14 protein-coding genes are annotated in these 17,679 nt (G+C 44.1%); 5 read left to right on the top strand and 9 right to left on the bottom strand.

Going from position 1 to position 17,679, the window contains the following annotated elements:
• Positions 1-203: 203 nt before the first annotated feature.
• A complete protein-coding gene (locus ATB74_RS03415) occupies positions 204-3,356 on the bottom strand; it encodes an efflux RND transporter permease subunit (protein ID WP_061016546.1) in 3,153 nt (1,050 codons plus the stop codon).
• A gap of 11 nt (positions 3,357-3,367) precedes the next feature.
• Entirely contained in the window at positions 3,368-4,492 is a 1,125-nt protein-coding gene (locus ATB74_RS03410; RefSeq protein ID WP_061016544.1) for an efflux RND transporter periplasmic adaptor subunit, read from the bottom strand.
• Between the two features lie 259 nt (positions 4,493-4,751).
• Here ATB74_RS03410 and ATB74_RS03405 point away from each other — a divergent pair, with 259 nt between their 5' ends.
• Positions 4,752-5,195 carry a dCMP deaminase family protein gene (locus ATB74_RS03405; RefSeq protein WP_004737813.1) on the top strand — a complete coding sequence of 148 codons (444 nt, stop codon included), beginning with the start codon at positions 4,752-4,754 and terminating at the stop codon, positions 5,193-5,195.
• A 116-nt stretch (positions 5,196-5,311) separates the two neighbouring features.
• Here ATB74_RS03405 and ATB74_RS03400 read toward each other — a convergent pair whose 3' ends face one another.
• The 3 genes from ATB74_RS03400 to pepT all read right to left on the bottom strand — a co-directional run bounded on the left by ATB74_RS03400 (position 5,312) and on the right by pepT (position 8,067).
• Positions 5,312-6,154, bottom strand: coding sequence for a mechanosensitive ion channel family protein (locus ATB74_RS03400; protein ID WP_061016542.1), 843 nt, complete (start codon positions 6,152-6,154; stop codon positions 5,312-5,314).
• A gap of 136 nt (positions 6,155-6,290) precedes the next feature.
• Positions 6,291-6,758 (bottom strand): DM13 domain-containing protein, encoded by a 468-nt coding sequence (locus tag ATB74_RS03395; protein ID WP_061016540.1) that lies wholly within the window; start codon positions 6,756-6,758, stop codon positions 6,291-6,293.
• A 76-nt stretch (positions 6,759-6,834) separates the two neighbouring features.
• Complete coding sequence (pepT, locus tag ATB74_RS03390; protein ID WP_061016538.1) at positions 6,835-8,067, bottom strand: peptidase T; 1,233 nt, start codon at positions 8,065-8,067, stop codon at positions 6,835-6,837.
• A gap of 354 nt (positions 8,068-8,421) precedes the next feature.
• Here pepT and ATB74_RS24220 point away from each other — a divergent pair, with 354 nt between their 5' ends.
• The 3 genes from ATB74_RS24220 (at position 8,422) to ATB74_RS03380 (ending at position 10,879) form a co-directional block, all read left to right on the top strand.
• The gene (locus ATB74_RS24220) at positions 8,422-8,568 is read left to right on the top strand and encodes a hypothetical protein (protein WP_179946887.1); all 147 of its coding nucleotides are present in this window, start codon (positions 8,422-8,424) and stop codon (positions 8,566-8,568) included.
• A gap of 369 nt (positions 8,569-8,937) precedes the next feature.
• Positions 8,938-9,990 carry an aldo/keto reductase gene (locus ATB74_RS03385; protein WP_061016536.1) on the top strand — a complete coding sequence of 351 codons (1,053 nt, stop codon included), beginning with the start codon at positions 8,938-8,940 and terminating at the stop codon, positions 9,988-9,990.
• Between the two features lie 154 nt (positions 9,991-10,144).
• Complete coding sequence (locus tag ATB74_RS03380) at positions 10,145-10,879, top strand: RNA methyltransferase (protein WP_060980490.1); 735 nt, start codon at positions 10,145-10,147, stop codon at positions 10,877-10,879.
• 194 nt (positions 10,880-11,073) lie between these two features.
• Here ATB74_RS03380 and fdxA read toward each other — a convergent pair whose 3' ends face one another.
• The gene (gene fdxA / locus ATB74_RS03375; protein ID WP_061016534.1) at positions 11,074-11,397 is read right to left on the bottom strand and encodes a ferredoxin FdxA; all 324 of its coding nucleotides are present in this window, start codon (positions 11,395-11,397) and stop codon (positions 11,074-11,076) included.
• 253 nt (positions 11,398-11,650) lie between these two features.
• On the opposite strand from fdxA, the gene ATB74_RS03370 reads away from it, so the two are divergent.
• Positions 11,651-13,282 (top strand): NAD(P)/FAD-dependent oxidoreductase, encoded by a 1,632-nt coding sequence (locus ATB74_RS03370; protein WP_061016532.1) that lies wholly within the window; start codon positions 11,651-11,653, stop codon positions 13,280-13,282.
• A gap of 121 nt (positions 13,283-13,403) precedes the next feature.
• Here the strand turns inward: ATB74_RS03370 and ATB74_RS03365 are convergent, their stop codons facing one another.
• From ATB74_RS03365 to bluB, 3 genes are all read right to left on the bottom strand, one after another.
• On the bottom strand, positions 13,404-14,867 hold the full coding sequence (locus tag ATB74_RS03365) for a hypothetical protein (protein WP_061016530.1): 1,464 nt from the start codon (positions 14,865-14,867) through the stop codon (positions 13,404-13,406).
• Between the two features lie 199 nt (positions 14,868-15,066).
• Positions 15,067-16,722, bottom strand: coding sequence for an ABC transporter substrate-binding protein (locus ATB74_RS03360; RefSeq protein WP_061016528.1), 1,656 nt, complete (start codon positions 16,720-16,722; stop codon positions 15,067-15,069).
• Positions 16,723-16,924: 202 nt separating this feature from the next.
• Positions 16,925-17,596, bottom strand: coding sequence for a 5,6-dimethylbenzimidazole synthase (gene bluB, locus ATB74_RS03355; protein WP_061016526.1), 672 nt, complete (start codon positions 17,594-17,596; stop codon positions 16,925-16,927).
• Positions 17,597-17,679 lie beyond the last annotated feature (83 nt).

The raw sequence follows: 17,679 nt of genomic DNA, 5'->3' as shown, positions 1-17,679 counted from the left end.
TAATAAAACATCATTTTATTACAAAACCAAAATTAGAGTGTTAACTCTATCACATAATAAACATTTGATTATATAAATAGCGATTTTATTCATTAGTGGAATAAAGAAAGGCTTAGCGCAACGCTAAGCCTCAGTTTTTATAAGGAATTAATTTTCCAAGGGTTACTCTTGTAAGGGACTAACCATGCAAGACATTCAGTTCCCTATTCGTCATCAAGTGGAACCAGCTTGGTATTACCACCATGCGCCTTCTCACGCTTACGTTGCACGAATGCATAGAAGCCTGGAATTAGGAACGTACCCGCTAACAACACACATAGCAGACCACCGATCAGTGAAATACCCAAAGAGTTCTGGCTTACGTGACCTGCACCCGCCGCAAAAATAAGCGGGAAAATACCTAAGATGAACGACCAAGACGTCATGTTCACAGCACGGAAACGTAGCGTCCCCCCTTTCACCGCCGCATCTTCGATTGGTGCGTCTTTCTCTTCACGCTCCACCTTAGCGAATTCAACAATCAAGATTGCGTTCTTCGCGGCCAAGGCTATCAAGAGAACCAAACCAATTTGCGCATAGAGATTCAGCGGTGTGCCTGTCAGGTTCAACGCCAAGAAGGAGCCTAATGTTGCGACAGGTACCACTAGGATAATCGCAATCGGTATTGTCCAACTCTCGTATTGAGCCACCATAAACAGGTAGATGAAGATCAGAGCCAGTGCGAAAGCAAAGATCGCTTGGTTGCCAGCCAATACTTCTTGGTAAGCCATGCCTGTCCACTCGTACTGATACCCCTGAGGTAACACTTCAGCGGCTACACGTTCCATTGCAGCGATCGCATCACCACTTGAGTAACCCGGCGCTGGTTGGCCTTGAATCACGGCACTGCGGTACATGTTGTAACGCCATGCGACATCCGGTTCGAAGATCTGGTCGTAAGTCACCAATGTGCTTAACGGGATCATCTCGCCATTAGACGAACGCACGTGGAATCGTTGTAGGTCATCCATGCTGCTACGGTGTTCACTGTCAGCTTGCATGGTGACACGGAAGTTCTTACCAAACATGGTGAAATCATTCACATACAGAGAACCAAGGTTGCCTTGTAATGTTTGGAAGATTTCCGACAACGGAATACCAAGTTGCTGCGCTTTCTCACGGTCAATGTCGACATAGTAGTGCGGTACATTGGCACGGAAGGTACTGAAAGTATGTGAAATCTCAGGCTGTTTAGTGGCCTCAGCAATCACGTCATTCATAACCATCGCTAGATCAGTACGGCTACGACCTAATGTATCTTCTAGAACAAACTCAAATCCAGACGCTGCACCCATACCTGGTACTGCTGGAGGTCCCATTGCAAACACGATAGCTTGAGGTAGTTCAGTGGCTGCTCGGCCATTAATACGTTGCGAAATTGCTTGCGCAGAATGTTGACCATCCAGTGCGTTACGCATCTCCCAATCGTGGAGCTTGATGAACATCGACGCACCATTCGAAGCAGAAGCGCCCGTCATGAATGCATAGCCGTTAACCAGTGTTACACCATCAACGCCTGGCTCTTGTTCAACCATCTCTAGCAACTGCTTCGTCACATCCTCGGTACGAGACAATGAAGCCGCATCCGGAAGTTGAACGTTAACCAGTAAAATACCCTTATCTTCTTGAGGTACGAACGCCGTAGACGTGGTTTTCGCGAAGTAAGTTACCGCTGCTAGCGCCACAACGAAGAAGGTAAACAGCAGAACGCCTTTTTTCACAAGGAAGCCTGCAATTTGACCGTATTTGTTGGTTACTGATTCAAGACCACGGTTAAACGCTTGATACCAACGAGCCGTATTACCACCGCCCTGCTTAAGAACTAATGAACACAATGCAGGTGACAGTGTTAGAGCATTAATAGAAGAGATAACAACAGCGATACAGATAGTTAGAGCAAACTGACGATACATGATACCGGTAATACCTGGCAGCATAGCTACTGGAATGAATACCGCTAACAGTACCAACGTCGAAGTAACAATCGGACCCGTTACTTCCTTCATTGCGATAAGCGTTGCTTTACGCGGTGAGATCGTTGGGTCTTTGGCCATCGTGGTATCAACGTTTTCAATAACCAAGATCGCATCATCTACTACGATACCAATCGCCAATATCAAGCCAAATAGAGTCACCGTGTTGATGGTAAATCCTGTCATCTGCATGACTGCAAAAGTACCAATCAAAGATACAGGAATCGCAACCACCGGAATCAAAGTCGCACGCGCACTACCTAAGAACAGATACGTTACCGCGATAACCAGTAAGATCGCTTCAATTAGCGTTTTTACTACGCCTTTGATCGACTCTGCAACGAAGAGTGTCGTGTCATAACTCGCCTCATAAGCAACGCCTTCAGGGAAGTTTTTGCCTAAATTATCCAGCATCGCCATTACCGCTTTACCACTTTCCAGCGCGTTAGCGTCTGATTGAAGTGACAACGTTACGATTGAAGCGTCTTGACCACGGTATTTACCATTGCCATCGTAGAACTTTTTACCAAGCTCAACGCGTGAAACGTCTTTTAAGTAAACCGTTGAACCATCTTGGTTTGCACGAAGTACAACATTTTCAAACTCATCAGCCGTTTCTAGTCGGCCTTTGGTTACCAAGTTGAACTGCACTTCTTGTGCGTTATTGTAAGGTGCTGCACCAATACGACCAGCCGCTACCTGAACGTTCTGTTCAGCCAAGGCGCGATTCACATCAGAGGTGGTTATATTGAGGTTAGCCATTTTCTCAGGGTCTAACCAAACACGCATCGCGTATTCGCCACCACCCAATACGTTAACTTCACTGATGCCCTTTACACGGGCCAATTGGTCTTTAATGTTCAAGTTCACGTAGTTGATCAAGAATTGATCGTCATACTCTCCGTTCGGCGAGTAGAAGTTCAATACCATCAGCAAGTCAGGAGAACGCTTCTTGACCGTTACACCCACCATTCTTACTTCTTGTGGAAGTTTCGATTCGATCTGAGCAACACGGTTCTGAACGTTGACCTGAGCCATATCAGCATCAGTACCGACATCAAAGGTCACGTTAAGGTTGTATGAACCATCGTTAGCACTTTTAGAGGACATGTAGATCATACCTTCTACGCCGTTAACCGACGTTTCTATGGGGTCGGCTATCGCCTGCTCCACCACTTCAGCACTTGCGCCCGTATAGAATGCCGACACACTGACCGACGGTGGGCTAATTTTTGGATATTCAGCCACTGGCAAGATAGCGAGAGAAATCGCCCCTGCCAGCGTTAATATGATGGATATAACAAGGGCAAACTTAGGCCTTTGAATAAAGAAACGACTCAACATAAATAGCCCCCTTACTCAGCTTGTTCAGCAGAAGGTTGAATGCGTACGGACATACCATTACGTACACGCTGTAAGCCTTGAGTGATGACTGCGTCGTTCTTCTCTAATCCAGAATGAACAATCACGCCACCTTCAACCTGACGACCCATCTCGATATTTCTGCGCTCAGCAATAGGTGCCGCTTCACCTTCAACCAATACCATCACAAAGTCACCTTCTAGGTCGGTTTGTACTGCTCGGCGTGGGATAGTCACAACATCAATAGATTGCTTTTCACGTAGATCCACACGAACGTGTTGACCAGGAAGTAATCGCTGATTCGGATTATCAGCGATTGCGCGCATCGCGATCGTACCGGTATTGAGATTGATACGGTTGCCCAAGAAATCAAGCTGACCTAGGTGTTCAAACGCTTCACCATTCTCAAGCATGATCTGAACTTCAACACCTGCACCGTCACCTTCAATACGGTCCATACCCAGCTCAATACGCTCACGCTCACTAATGCTGAACGATGCATGGATTGGATCTAGGCTAACCAAAGTCGTCAGTACACCCGAAGACGGTGAAACCAGATCACCTTTACTTACTTTAGTGTCACTGATTCTTCCAGAGAAAGGCGCGATAATTTTGGTATGAGAAAGTTGGACATTCGCGGCGTTTAACTGAGCTTGGCTGGCTTCAAGCTGTGCTTGAGAACCTAATAAGTTTGCCGTTAATGCATCGAATTCTGATTGAGAAATACTGCCTTTCGGAAGTAGGTTTTTACCACGGTTAAAATCAAGCTCGGCTTTCTTAAGGTTCGCGTTCGCTTGAGCAACAGACGCTTTTGCGCTTGCAACTTCAGCTTCAAACGAAGATGGCTCAATGGAATATAGCAGCTGGCCCTTTTCGACCATTTGACCTTCATTGAAATGACGGCTTTGTAGATAGCCCGAAACTTGCGCTGTGATAGCCGTGTCTTCAACGGCTTCAATACGACCGATGTACGACTTACTTTGCTGGTGAGAAACAACGCTAACATCCTGTACAGCTACGAGAGGTAGAGGCGCTTGCTTGGCATTTTGAGCATCTTGCCCACATCCAGCAAGAATAAGAGAGCTTGCAAGAGCCGTAAGGATCAACTTTTTACGCATGGTTATACCGTCACTTAGTAGTATTTGAACAGCATAAAATTTACGTAACACACTCGTTACCATTGTCCGAGGAATATCAATTATAACTAGCCAAAGTGTATCAATATGTTAATTGAAACCAAGTGCTTATAAAGTGATTACAAACACGCTACAATTCCTAAGTAAATCAACCTCTCAGCTTTTGTTCTCTATGGATATTGTCTAACATAATGTATTGTCAGACAGATAAGCATTCACATTTAATTGTTAAGGAATTCTCATGATTTCAAAATGGGCTAAACGTTTCTATCAAATGGCGGAATTGGTCGGTTCTTGGAGTAAAGATCCTTCAACTCAAGTCGGCGCCGTAATCACTAAGCACAACCGTATTGTTTCCGTTGGTTTTAATGGCTACCCACATGGCGTGTCTGATAGTGCGGATACTGATGACAGAGAGATGAAGTACCTAAAGACGCTTCACGCTGAAGAAAATGCGATTCTATTCGCTAAGCGTGATTTGGACAGTTGTGAAATATGGGTAACCCACTTCCCTTGTCCGAACTGTGCAGCAAAAATCATTCAAACAGGAATTTCAGCAGTACATTGCCCAGAGCAAAGTGAAGATTTCCTTTCTCGCTGGGGTGATAAAATCAAAGTTAGCCAAGATATGTTTGAGCAAGCTGGCGTGCAAGTCGATTGGCTGCCACTCGCTGACCTAGACTAAGCTATTAGATAGCAAGAACAAAAAAGCCGAGAGTCGATATTATCGCTCTCGGCTTTCTGTTGTTTGGACTTATAGTTTGGACGCTGTAGTTTAGTCGCAATAGACCGATGAGCAAATTAAGCGCTCGTTGGAAATTCCTCCGCGTACGCTTCCATAAAGTCCTTGCGAATGTCTTGCTCTAAATGAATCGCTTTTTCGGTCGGGCAGAAGATCATAAAATGTACTTCTTGCTCACCCGTCGAACTGCTCGTGATATGGATGTGAGGCTCAGAACCAGGAAGGTCAACACCAGCGTGCTTTTCGATCACTCCGTTGTAACGGCGGGCAACATCGATAAACTCTTCGCAATGCTCTTCAATTTTCACAATAAGACCCGGCACCATAGGGTATAGGTTTACAAAGTCTTTCACCGTCACAACAAAGTTATGGTAAACATAGCGCTTCATGAAGTTGAGGTTCTTTACCGGATAAGTGAAGAACATGCTATTGGGTAGCGTGGCAGTCTTGCCAGTGAAGTGATATTGCCCATGATACAAATCTATTTCTTGAATCACAGTCGCCATCAAATTGTGCTCAATCACCTCACCGCTGATTTTACCCACCTCAATCCAGTCACCAATTCTAAATGAACGAGAACTCGCACGCTGAATAGAACCTGTGAAGCACAATATTATCTCTTTAGATGCGACGACTATAGCAACCGCTATGGCCGTAACTGACAGTGCAAACTCGCTGATTTCGGATTTCCACAACACAAATAACGTCACAACAATAATCGCGAATGTGCCGTTTTTGGTTCGTGACATCCAGTTACGTTGGTCTTCGCTAAGGAAAGCAACATCACCTCTTATTTGAGACAAAGTGATTCGGCGAATGATTAAAATAATAGTGATAATCAACGCACTAAAAATAAACTTATGAGCGAGTAGAAAATCAATTACTTGCCACACTTTTTCCATTACTTAATCCTTAGCATTACAACAGTTAGCTTTACAACAGTTAGATTTACAAGAAAGCCGCTAATATCAGTGCTATGAAAAAGCGCTCAACTCCGGAGCGCTCATGTTCATTCTGGTATTAACCTAACTAAGGCTATCATTTTATCTTGGCAGAAGTAATAAATTGGCCAAAAGTTTCACACCAAATCACAACGGTATTAAATCGATTAAGATCAAGACCTTCAGGAAGCTCAACCATAAAGCGGTCGAATGTTTTCACATCTCCGACTCTCAGTAACTCATTCTTGCTGTCATTGAAAGCTTGCTCGGTTTCAATGAACTTAGGTGAGAGGTAAACCTTATAATCAGGCCCCGGCGCCAGTTCGCCTTCAAACGCAATCGCACTTTCAGATACAGAGACGATGCCTTCTCCCCAATGCAAGAAATCACTGTCTTGTCGATCTTTAGTGAATTCGCCCGTGTAGATAGCCTGCTGACTGATCGCTTCAACAGAACTTGAGGAAGGAGAATCAGGCTCAATCAAAATAGGTAGTGCATAAACACCCAGCCCAAAACCAAAAGCACCCACGGCTAAGTGGGTGCAAAGTAAAACTAACTTTTTCATCGCGTACTCCCTTATGCTTAAAGAGAGTATTATTGAATACTCTCAAAAATACAAAGAGATATAACGCTCTGATGTTCTATTTTTGGTAATGCGTTGCTGTACGTTGAGACAATTCAACAATCACTTTTACCGCTTGCTCCATACCTTGAATGGTAATGAACTCATGAATACCGTGGAAGTTATAGCCACCAGTAAAGATATTCGGGCACGGTAGTCCCATGAAAGATAAACGAGCGCCGTCTGTACCACCGCGGATAGGTTTGATCATAGGCTCAACATCGCACTCAATCATCGCTTGCTTAGCCAACTCAATAATATGCTGATGAGGTTCAACCATCTCTTTCATATTGAAGTAGCTATCGGTAAGTATCAACTCAACATGGCCTTTCTCAAGGCGCTCATTCAGCTCATCCACTTTCTGTTGCATGAATGCCTTACGAGCCTCAACACCCTCACGTTCAAAATCACGGATGATGTAACCTAACTCAGATCGAGCCACGCCCATTTCAGCCGATTTCAGATGATAAAAACCTTCATAACCTTCGGTGCATTCTGGTGTTTCTTGCGCTGGCATCATCAGTTGGAATTGCGCCGCAATATTCATCGAGTTCACCATTTTACCTTTTGCGGTACCCGGGTGAACGTTCACGCCATGACAGATAACACCAGCGCTCGTGGCATTGAAGTTCTCAAATTCCAACTCCCCTACTGGACCGCCATCAATGGTATACGCCCATTCAGCACCAAACTTCTCAACATCAAACAGGTTCGCACCACGCCCAATCTCTTCATCCGGTGTGAAACCAATGCAAATGTCGCCGTGTTTAATCTCTGGATTCGCTTTCAGGTAAGCAATCGCGCTGATGATTTCAGCGATGCCCGCCTTGTTGTCGGCACCAAGCAGAGTCGTGCCGTCAGTCGTAATAAGGTCGTGACCATGTAAAGAATCAAGGTCTGGGTATTGGCTTGGGTTCAAACTCTCGCCACTTTCACCTAATTCAATCGTTCCACCTCGGTAATCTTTAATCACTTGTGGTTTCACGTTGGCGCCTGATGCGTCAGGAGCGGTATCCATATGCGCGACAAAGCCAATCGCAGGTACTGGGTAATCGACATTCGACGGCAGTTTCGCCATCAAGTATCCATTTTCATCTAAAGAGACATCAACTAAGTTTAATGCAACCAATTCTAACTTTAAGGCTTCAGCAAAGGTAATTTGACCCGGTGAACTTGGGCACTGTGGATTAGAAGGGTCGGATTTAGTATCGAAAGTAACGTAATTCAGAAAACGTTCTACAAGCTTTTCCATAATTCATCTCACCATGGATTAAGTAATTGATTTACTGACTTAATAGTTAGAGCGCGTTGATAAGTAATTTGTTATTAGAAAAATACCTACGCAGGGTCAGTAGCGAGGTTTTTCATCTTACGCCCCTGACCATCTATGTATTTGCTCTAAATCATTATTGTGTGAAATTAGAGAGGCTTCCTATACTTGAAAACAGAGGGTTTCGTCAGTTCCAATATTGCATAAGGATGATAAGCGATCGCTTTGTACGCATTCTACGCCCTTCGCTCTCAGCCCAAAAAAAGTACAAAGTGGATGATGATCACAGTTTATCCTTGATGCAGAATCAGTCATACGTTACACGGAGACATAGTTATGACGATTAATAAATATTTCATTTTCTCTCCTCAAGCCTCTGAGGAAACACTTCAACCAGTATTAACTGAGAAAGAAGTTCAAAGGCAGGAAGCTCTAAGACAGGCGCAGACCCAGGGTGGGTTCGATACAAACGCGACCTCGTAACTCAATGAATACCTAGCACTATTAAGACCCCTATAAAAAAGCTCTACGCTCTATCCTGTAGAGCTTTTTTATTCTTGATGTATTTTCATCCCCCAGCCCCAAAAAAGTTGACGATTAATCCTTCGTTCATTGCTTGTTGTTCTTCACTTCTCGCTCACCGTTCGGCTCATAATTTCTCCCGAATGTATTTTCACACATTGCACACGTTAGCTTACGACGCCGAGAAACGACTCACTAAACTCCCCGATGCCATACCTTGTCGTGTCATTTTGTGCTAATAATTCATATTCGTTTTCATTCCTCACTCGCCCTCTTTTCAAAACTATAATGCGAGTACCAGAGAACCTAACCACAGGAACCCCGAATTCAATGGAATATTCAAAGCTAGGAAGTAGTCAAATTCCCGTTTCCCGTATCTGTCTTGGCAGCATGACTTGGGGGCTACAAAATACGCAACAGCAAGCCGACCAACAGATTGAGTACGCATTAAGCCAAGGTATTAACTTTATCGATACTGCAGAGATGTACGCAGTTCCACCTTCTCCAGATACCTACGGCAAAACAGAAGCAATCATTGGTAACTGGTTATCGCGTAACCCACAGCGTCGCCAAGAGTTGATCATCGCAAGCAAAATTGCTGGCCCTGGACTTCCTTGGGTTCGAGATGGTGGTCCTATAACCGGTGAAGCCGTGATCGCAGCCGTTGACGCATCATTAAAGCGCCTACAAACAGACTATATCGACCTTTACCAACTTCATTGGCCAAATCGCACAACGCCTCACTTTGGCAAGCATTTCCCGAATCACATTCGATTCAGTGATATTGACCGAAAGCAGCATGAAGCTGAAATGTTGGAAATCCTACAAGCATTAGCAAGCTGTATTAAGTTGGGTAAAATTCGCCATGTCGGGCTTTCAGATGATTCCACTTGGGGCATCAACACTTACCTCAAGCTGAGCGAAAAACACGATTTGCCACGTATGGTTTCGATCCAGAATGAATTTAGCTTGCTGCACGCAAAAGACTGGCCATATCTGATTGAGAACTGTGTGCATGAAGATGTCGCTTATCTGCCATGGTCACCTTTGGCTGCCGGTATGCTAAGTGGTAAATACATTGATGGTGCAAGGCCGGAAGGTAGCCGCTGGACTTACATGCAACGCAAAGGTATTTTCCGTGACACTGAATCTGCCAATGAAGCGGTTAAAGGCTATGTTGAAGTGGCGAATGCTCATGGATTTACTCCGAGCCAACTGGCATTGGCTTGGTGTAATCAAGTTGATGGAGTGACGTCCACCATCATTGGTGCAACCACTATGGAGCAGCTAAAAGAGAACGTAGCCGCTTTCAGTAAACCGTTATCAAAAGAGATCCTTACCGATATCAATACCGTCTTTAAGCGCTATCCTGCTCCGTATTAAGCTGTCAGTTCAGCGAGACTTAGGTAAGTCAATCCCCATAAGAGCGCGCTATTTAGTGCGCTTTTCGTTTTTATGTGGATCGCATTGAGTCATCACGCTTTTGGTTATCCAACCTTTGCTCTATAATGCGCGGGCTTATATCTAGGATAAAAACATGATTTCAAAAAACCAATTAAAACTCCTTCGTGCTTTGGGCCAAAAGAAACAACGTAAAGCCCACGGCCTGTTTCTAGTTCAAGGTGAAAAGAACGTTCTTGAACTGTTCAATAGTGACTTAGTCGTAAAGAACGTCTTCGCTACTGCTGATTTCTTATCTGAAAATCACGCATCACTGATTGAGTTTGATTGTGTTGAAGCCTCGCTAGACGATCTAACCAAGGCAAGTACTTTGGTAAGTAACAATGCCGCAATTGCTGTGGTTGAGATTCCAAAGGTTGAATTACCAGAAGCGACAGGCTTGATGATTGCGCTTGATGGCGTTTCAGACCCTGGCAATCTAGGTACGATTATTCGCGTAGCAGACTGGTATGGCATCAAGCATATCGTTGCGAGCAGTGATTGCGCAGACCCATACAACCCTAAAACCATCAGCGCGACTATGGGCAGTTTTGGCCGAGTACACGTAAGTCAAACTGACTTACCAGCTTACTTAGAACAAGCGAATCTACCGGTTTACGGTGCATTTTTGGAAGGCGAAAGTGTTCATAAGACTGACTTCACTGCAAATGGCATTTTGCTGATGGGCAGCGAGTCTCACGGTATTCGTGAACACGCCGCTAAATACGTGACAGATAAGATTACGATTCCAGCATTCGGTGGCGCAGAGTCTTTGAACGTTGCAATGGCGACTGGCATCATTCTCGACAACATGCGTCGCCAGCATAGTTAATCGATTCGAGAGAAACAGCTAGCCAGATTTAGCGAATACAAAGAGCAAGATTCCCTATCTTGCTCGTCCCTCACCGTAGGGAATGACGTAAAATAGAGAACCGAGGTAAAGTTTACTTCAGCCGTCATCCTCAAGAAGGAGGGCCGACTGAATTGGGGATCTTTTTTGGGGAAGGTTTATTTCAAGTAGCAGAATTACTTTTCTAGCATTGCCAACTTATCAGTTACACCATTCCACTTTTCAGCGTCATCCATTGGTGCTTTTACTTCCGTTTGTACCGGCCAGATTTCGGCAAGTTCTGCGTTCACTTCGATGAAGATCTTTTGATCTTCTGGCAGTTCATCTTCTTGGAAGATTGCTTGAGCATCACATTCAGGTACACATAAACCACAATCAATACATTCGATTGGGTTGATTACCATGAAATTTGGGCCTTCATGGAACGCATCTGCGGGGCACACTGCCACACAGTCTGTGTATTTACATTGAATACAATTATCGCCTACGACAAATGCCATGATGCTCTGCTCTATAAGTTAGTCAAAATTGAAGAATGGGGATAATACTCATCCCAAAGCAAAATTCAACATCATACGGCTCTAATATCGTGTCTATTTGCTCCATGTTTCCAAATTAGTATGACAGATAAATCAATTTCTCGTAAAATGCGCGCCATTGTGAGCTTATCGCTTCTTTCAACATCAGCGTTTTCATCAAACTCTGTATAAAGAAACGAACTAGCTAAGACACCTATAAAAACGAGACATCGAAATGATACGTTTAACCGAAATTAAACTCCCACTAGACCATGAAGAGCCAGCTATTCAAGACGCTATTGAAGCGAAACTTGGTATTAACTCTGATCAGGTACTCTCTTTTAATATCTTTAAACGTGGCTACGATGCTCGTAAGAAATCAAAGATCTTACTTATCTACACGCTTGACGTTCTCGTTGAAAACGAAGCTGAGTTGTTGGAACAATTCATTAGCGACCCGCACGTAAAAGTAACTCCTGATATGGAGTACAAGTTTGTTGCTAAAGCCGTTGAAAACCAAACTGAACGCCCTGTGGTTATCGGCTTTGGCCCTTGTGGTTTATTCGCTGGCCTAGTGCTTGCTCAAATGGGTTTCAACCCAATCATCGTTGAGCGCGGTAAAGAAGTTCGTGAACGTACGAAAGATACCTTTGGCTTCTGGCGTAAGCGTACACTGAACACTGAATCAAATGTTCAGTTTGGTGAAGGCGGCGCAGGTACCTTCTCTGACGGTAAGCTATACAGCCAAGTTAAAGATCCAAAGCACTACGGCCGTAAAGTAATCGAAGAGTTCGTTGCTGCTGGCGCACCAGAAGAAATTCTATACGTAAGTAAGCCGCACATCGGTACCTTTAAACTGGTTACCATGATCGAGAAAATGCGTGCATCTATCATCGAGCTAGGTGGCGAAATACGCTTCAGCACTCGCGTAGATGACCTTCATATGGAAGATGGCCAAATCACTGGCTTAACGCTTTCTAACGGTGAAGAGATTAAATCTCGCCACGTTGTACTGGCTGTTGGCCACAGTGCTCGTGACACGTTTGAAATGCTGTACGATCGTGGCGTTTACATGGAAGCGAAGCCTTTCTCTGTAGGTTTCCGTATCGAACACAAGCAATCAATGATCGATGAAGCTCGTTTCGGTAAGAACGCGGGCAACCCAATCCTAGGTGCTGCGGACTACAAACTGGTTCACCACTGTAAGAATGGCCGCACTGTATACAGCTTCTGTATGTGCCCAGGTGGTACTGTAGTAGCTGCAACGTCTGAAGAAGGCCGCGTAGTAACTAACGGCATGAGCCAATACTCTCGCGCAGAACGTAACGCAAACAGCGCAATCGTTGTAGGTATCGACCCTGAGCGTGATTACCCAGGTGATGCTTTGGCTGGTATCCGTTTACAACGTGAACTAGAAAGCGGAGCTTACGTTCTTGGTGGCGAAAATTACGACGCCCCTGCTCAGAAAATCGGTGACTTCTTGAAAGGTCGCGATCCAAGTGCAATCGGTGAAGTACAACCGTCGTTCACACCGGGTATCCACCTGACTGATATTTCAAAAGCGCTGCCTGATTTTGCTATCGAAGCGATTCGTGAAGCAATCCCAGCCTTCGAGAAGAAGATCAAAGGTTTCTCTACGCCAGACGGCCTACTAACCGGTGTTGAAACTCGTACGTCTTCTCCTGTATGTATCAAACGTGGCAAAGACTTCCAAAGCATCAACCTTAAGGGCTTCTTCCCTGCAGGTGAAGGTGCAGGCTACGCAGGCGGTATTCTGTCTGCTGGTATCGATGGTATTAAGGCTGCAGAAGCACTAGCGCTATCAATGGTAGAGCAGAACCAAGCTGAGAAAATAGAGATTGTTTAAGCGCTTTCAATAAAGCTAAGCCATATAACGGTCAGCAAAACTAAAATCCAGTGTCTTGTAGACACTGGTTTTTTTATTGCATAAAGGTATCTAGAGTTATTAAGTCACAACTTCGTCAGTGTTACTTACAAGTGTCTTTTGACCAGTTCACACCATCATCTGAACACTCAAATCGACTTGTGCCATTTTGGTAGTAATAACCTTTAGTCCAGTTACCTTGAGAATATCTAGACGTTATCGTTTGAGTATAATCAAACGGCGTATTTTCAATGTACGCATACTTATGTCTGTTCCAGCTGTCAGATCCATAGGAACTGTTGTCATTAAAATCTACCGATAGGTAGTTGAGCGCATCAAAGTCGCTGCGCGACACGCTATCCAATGAATCGCCTAGATTAACCCACTCTGGATGTGGTGCGTTATTCTCAAAATTAAATTTCGCTTGTACTTGGGTAAACTGATCTTTGTAGTCACCGACAAGATCTGCCGACAAGGTTTGCATGAATCCAGCACCGACATTTTGACGTGAACAACTGTCCCAATCAGGTTGTTTAGACCAACCACGGTTCAACACACCAAAGGTCGCGAGTGAGTTAGGCAAAACCTGTTGCTTGATCGTCTCTTGCACCGAACATGAATATTCCGTTCCATCACTATCCAATGAGAACCAAGCTTCTTTGTCATATTCCAAACCATTTTTCTTTTGGCTATTACGCTCAATATGCTTATTTAACGCTAGTTCGGTCTGCAAATCAGCGGACACTTCATGTTCAATAACAATCAGCTTGTCAGCGGTCATCACTGTTTTAACTTTATACCACTTATTAATTTCGTTCTTCTTAGTGTAATCCCAATGCTCCCAGTAATAATCAACATAAGCTTGCTGAGCTTTTGGGTTCTCTTTTTGAATATCTTTCGTCTCTTGATACGACTTTTTAATAGCTGGCATCATTTTCTGCGCTAACTCATAGAGCTCGGTATTTTGATTCTTAACGAAATCACCATACAAATCTTCCACTGCGATGTTGTATCGGTTCGCAATTCGGAAGTCATGCTCTTTCACATTTTGGATAACGCTATTTTGGGTGTTCACGGCTTGCTTTAAGGCAGAGCAACTGTTTAAGCCACCTTTATACAAGTCGGCTTGAATTTCATTCCATAGAACGGTTGTCAGTGGTGTTGTAGACTTAATTTCTTGATCGGAACTCACCGTCATGACAGGCGGAAATACTAGCTGATAGGGTTCAGTAATCGGCGTGTTGGGGTTATCCGCATCAATGGCGCCGACAGGCACATTTACTACGATTGGGGCATAATCCATACAGTCTGAATTAGATCCCGTTAAAGATAGTTCATAGCTCCCTTCATCGTCAGTGATACTACTAGGCTCCCCTTCATCTAACACACCGTTATAGTTGATGTCTAAAAACGCAGTCGCCCCTGAGATATAACCATCGATAGCCACACCTTGTAAGGTTTTCGTTTGAGGTGCTGGCGTATTGTTACTGCTGCTACCACCGCCACCTCCGCCACAAGCCGTGAGGCCACCAGCAATAAGTGCGATCGAAATAAGCTTAAGTTTCATTCGATTAGATCCTAATGAAATAGATTTATGAGTAGGAGTGTCATTGGGGGGATGACCGAGAATGACTTTAATCGTCATGCTGAGTCATGGTAACGATTGGTGTTCAAAAGAAACATGAAAGGGTGATAGGCAATTCATGCATGTTTTCATTATGATCGAGAAGTTAGGAGGGAAAGGCATACACTAAAAGGTGGATTAATTACCCTTCGCTTGAAGATATCCAAAGCTTATAAAAATCACTATAGCCGGTTTGATTTATCTCTACACCATGAACTTCAACACTGTTAGATACTTTCTCTTTACCGTGAAATAACGGGCAAAGTAACTTCTGTTGATAGAGCGACTGTTCAATTTGTCTCAACTCGTCAATTGGACTATCACTACTGACAGCTGAGCGAACTCTCTCACAATGCGCCTTCATCTCAGCACTGTTAAAAATAAATCTGAGTCCAGACGAGGCAAGCAACCAATCGTAAAGACCGTACTCTTTTGGCTGTTCAATAATCTCTTCGATAAACAACAAGTCTGCCGACTCACTCATTAAGCTAGGATCACTAATATTAGGAAGTTCAATGACTTCAATAGTCACGCCTGTCTTCGTGATAGTTTGCTCGAGCCAGTCTGCCATATCTTGAAGCAAAGGAATCGTCATTTTAGGTCGAGTTAAAACAACTCTCCCCATCAAAACAGGAATGGGATTACTGCAGGTTAGTTCACTAAGCGAGAAAGATAAGTCATCCGTCACCATATCGGCATCAAACTCCTTACTACTGGATTTGATAAATGATACCAAGCTGTCTAAGTCTTCAGGGGTAATGCCTGAGTTTTCTCTACGATTAACCGCAAGATACGAAAGTGCATTAATCATAGTTTCTTCCGCAATGCCCGGTTTATTGAAACTCAGGGTATGATCATTTAAACCTTCGATGTCGGTGAGCGTTATCTGTTCTAACAAGGCATTTTGAGCAAAGTAACCTCGGTGACGTTTAAGAACCAAGCGCTCTTCGCTCCAATCATCTAATGAGAAAGGGCCGGTTCCGATATAGGCACTGCGTCCACTCGCAAAATAGCTACGCTTGCAACGGTAAATAGACGCGTGTGCACTACACAGCGCATAGATAAACATTGGGTTTGCGTGTGTTAGCTCAATAGTCAATTGTTTATCACCCAACACTTGAACATCACTGACCTGATCAAATAAAGACTGTACTGGCCCTTCGATATTTTTTAGCTGCAACAAACATTGAGCAACATCTTTGGCCGTTAAAGTTTCACCGTCATGGAATAACACATTCGGTCTCAACCAAAAATGCAGAAAACGCCCTTCCATCTTCCAATGGTGTGCAAGGCTGGCTTGGGGATTTCCTTCATGATCTTGGACGAGTAACGTATTGTAGAGACTCCTTAAGATGTGATGTTCGGCAGTTCGGTATGTTTTTGCTGGCTCAAGGTTATCGACCCACGGATATTGAGTGATCAGCAAATGGTCATGTTGTTGATTGAACAGACTATGTTTTTCAGTCGCTAGCGTCAGTGCCTTTATTGCCGCATCACCATAGCTTTCTAGAAGACGGGGAATAACGTTAAAGCACCCCTTTTCTAACTGAAGTGCTAACACTTGTTCTAACGCTTCGGGAAAGCTGACCAAAATTCTAAATTGGCTAAGCTTGCCTCTTCCTTTAGAAGGAATCCAACAAATCCAGCGGTATTCCGATAAGCATTTAAGAATGATCGAAGTGTTTCTACGAGAAGTCGATAGCGAGTGTTCTAAATCATCGATCGTTAGGTGATACTCTTCACCTAATTCATACTTTGCAATAAGCTGCTGAAATCTACGTAAGTTAGCGTCGTTCAATGGATATCCGAATTAAGCGTCTAGAGGAACGAGAATAGCTGTAACCCAAATGGGAGGCCTATTTACTCGTTCAAGTTGGAATATGCTTTATGAAACTGTTGATATAAATAATATCAAGATCCAACTTAATTTATAAACACCTCTTTTAGCAAACAAAATAATCAATGATCGTGCATATTCAGTGATAAAAATAAATGGGAGATTAATCCTCCACTGAATTCGTTATTTGCTCAGCATTCCACTTGCCTTCATGAATCGCTGAGTTGACGTCTCTTCTTGGTAGCCACCCCATGGTTTCAAGTTCTGGTTTATCTTTGAAATGATCAACGTAGCCAATGCACAGGTAGGCCACAATATCGATGTTTTCCGGAATATCGAGTGCGTCTCGCAGTGTTGAGTCGTGAAGAATGCTCACCCAACCTAACCCAAGGTTTTCAGCTCTTGCCGCGAGCCACAGGTTCTGAATCGCACACACGGTGCTGTACAAATCCATCTCTTGTTTGATGGTTCTTCCTAAAACTACTTTTCCGGTTCGGTTTCGGTCGCAAGTCACACAGATTCCGATAGGCGATTCAACAATACCTTCAAGCTTTAATCGCTTATACATCGCCTGCTTTTCATCAGTGAACATTTCCGCGGACTCGGCATGAGCCCGATTAAAACCGGCTTTGATTTGTTGTTTGGTTTCGATATCACGGACAACGACAAAATCCCAAGGCTGCATAAAGCCAACACTCGGTGCATGGTGCGCCGCAGCTAACACACGCATCAACACATCTTCAGGGATCTCTTCTGGTAGAAACTGTCCACGAACATCTCGGCGAGAAAAAATCGTTTTATACACTGCATCGCGTTCATTCGGCGTAATTTCCATACATCCCTGTCTTATCGTCGTCTTAATTGAGCCAGTATTATCCAACTAAAGTGTCTATGTTGCTAGGGCGTGTTGACCTTTCG

The organism is Vibrio splendidus (assembly GCF_001557875.1).
Classification (GTDB): Bacteria; Pseudomonadota; Gammaproteobacteria; order Enterobacterales; family Vibrionaceae; genus Vibrio; species Vibrio splendidus_F.
Note: the sequence above shows the minus strand (reverse complement) of the source record. Positions and strands in the feature narration are given on the sequence as shown.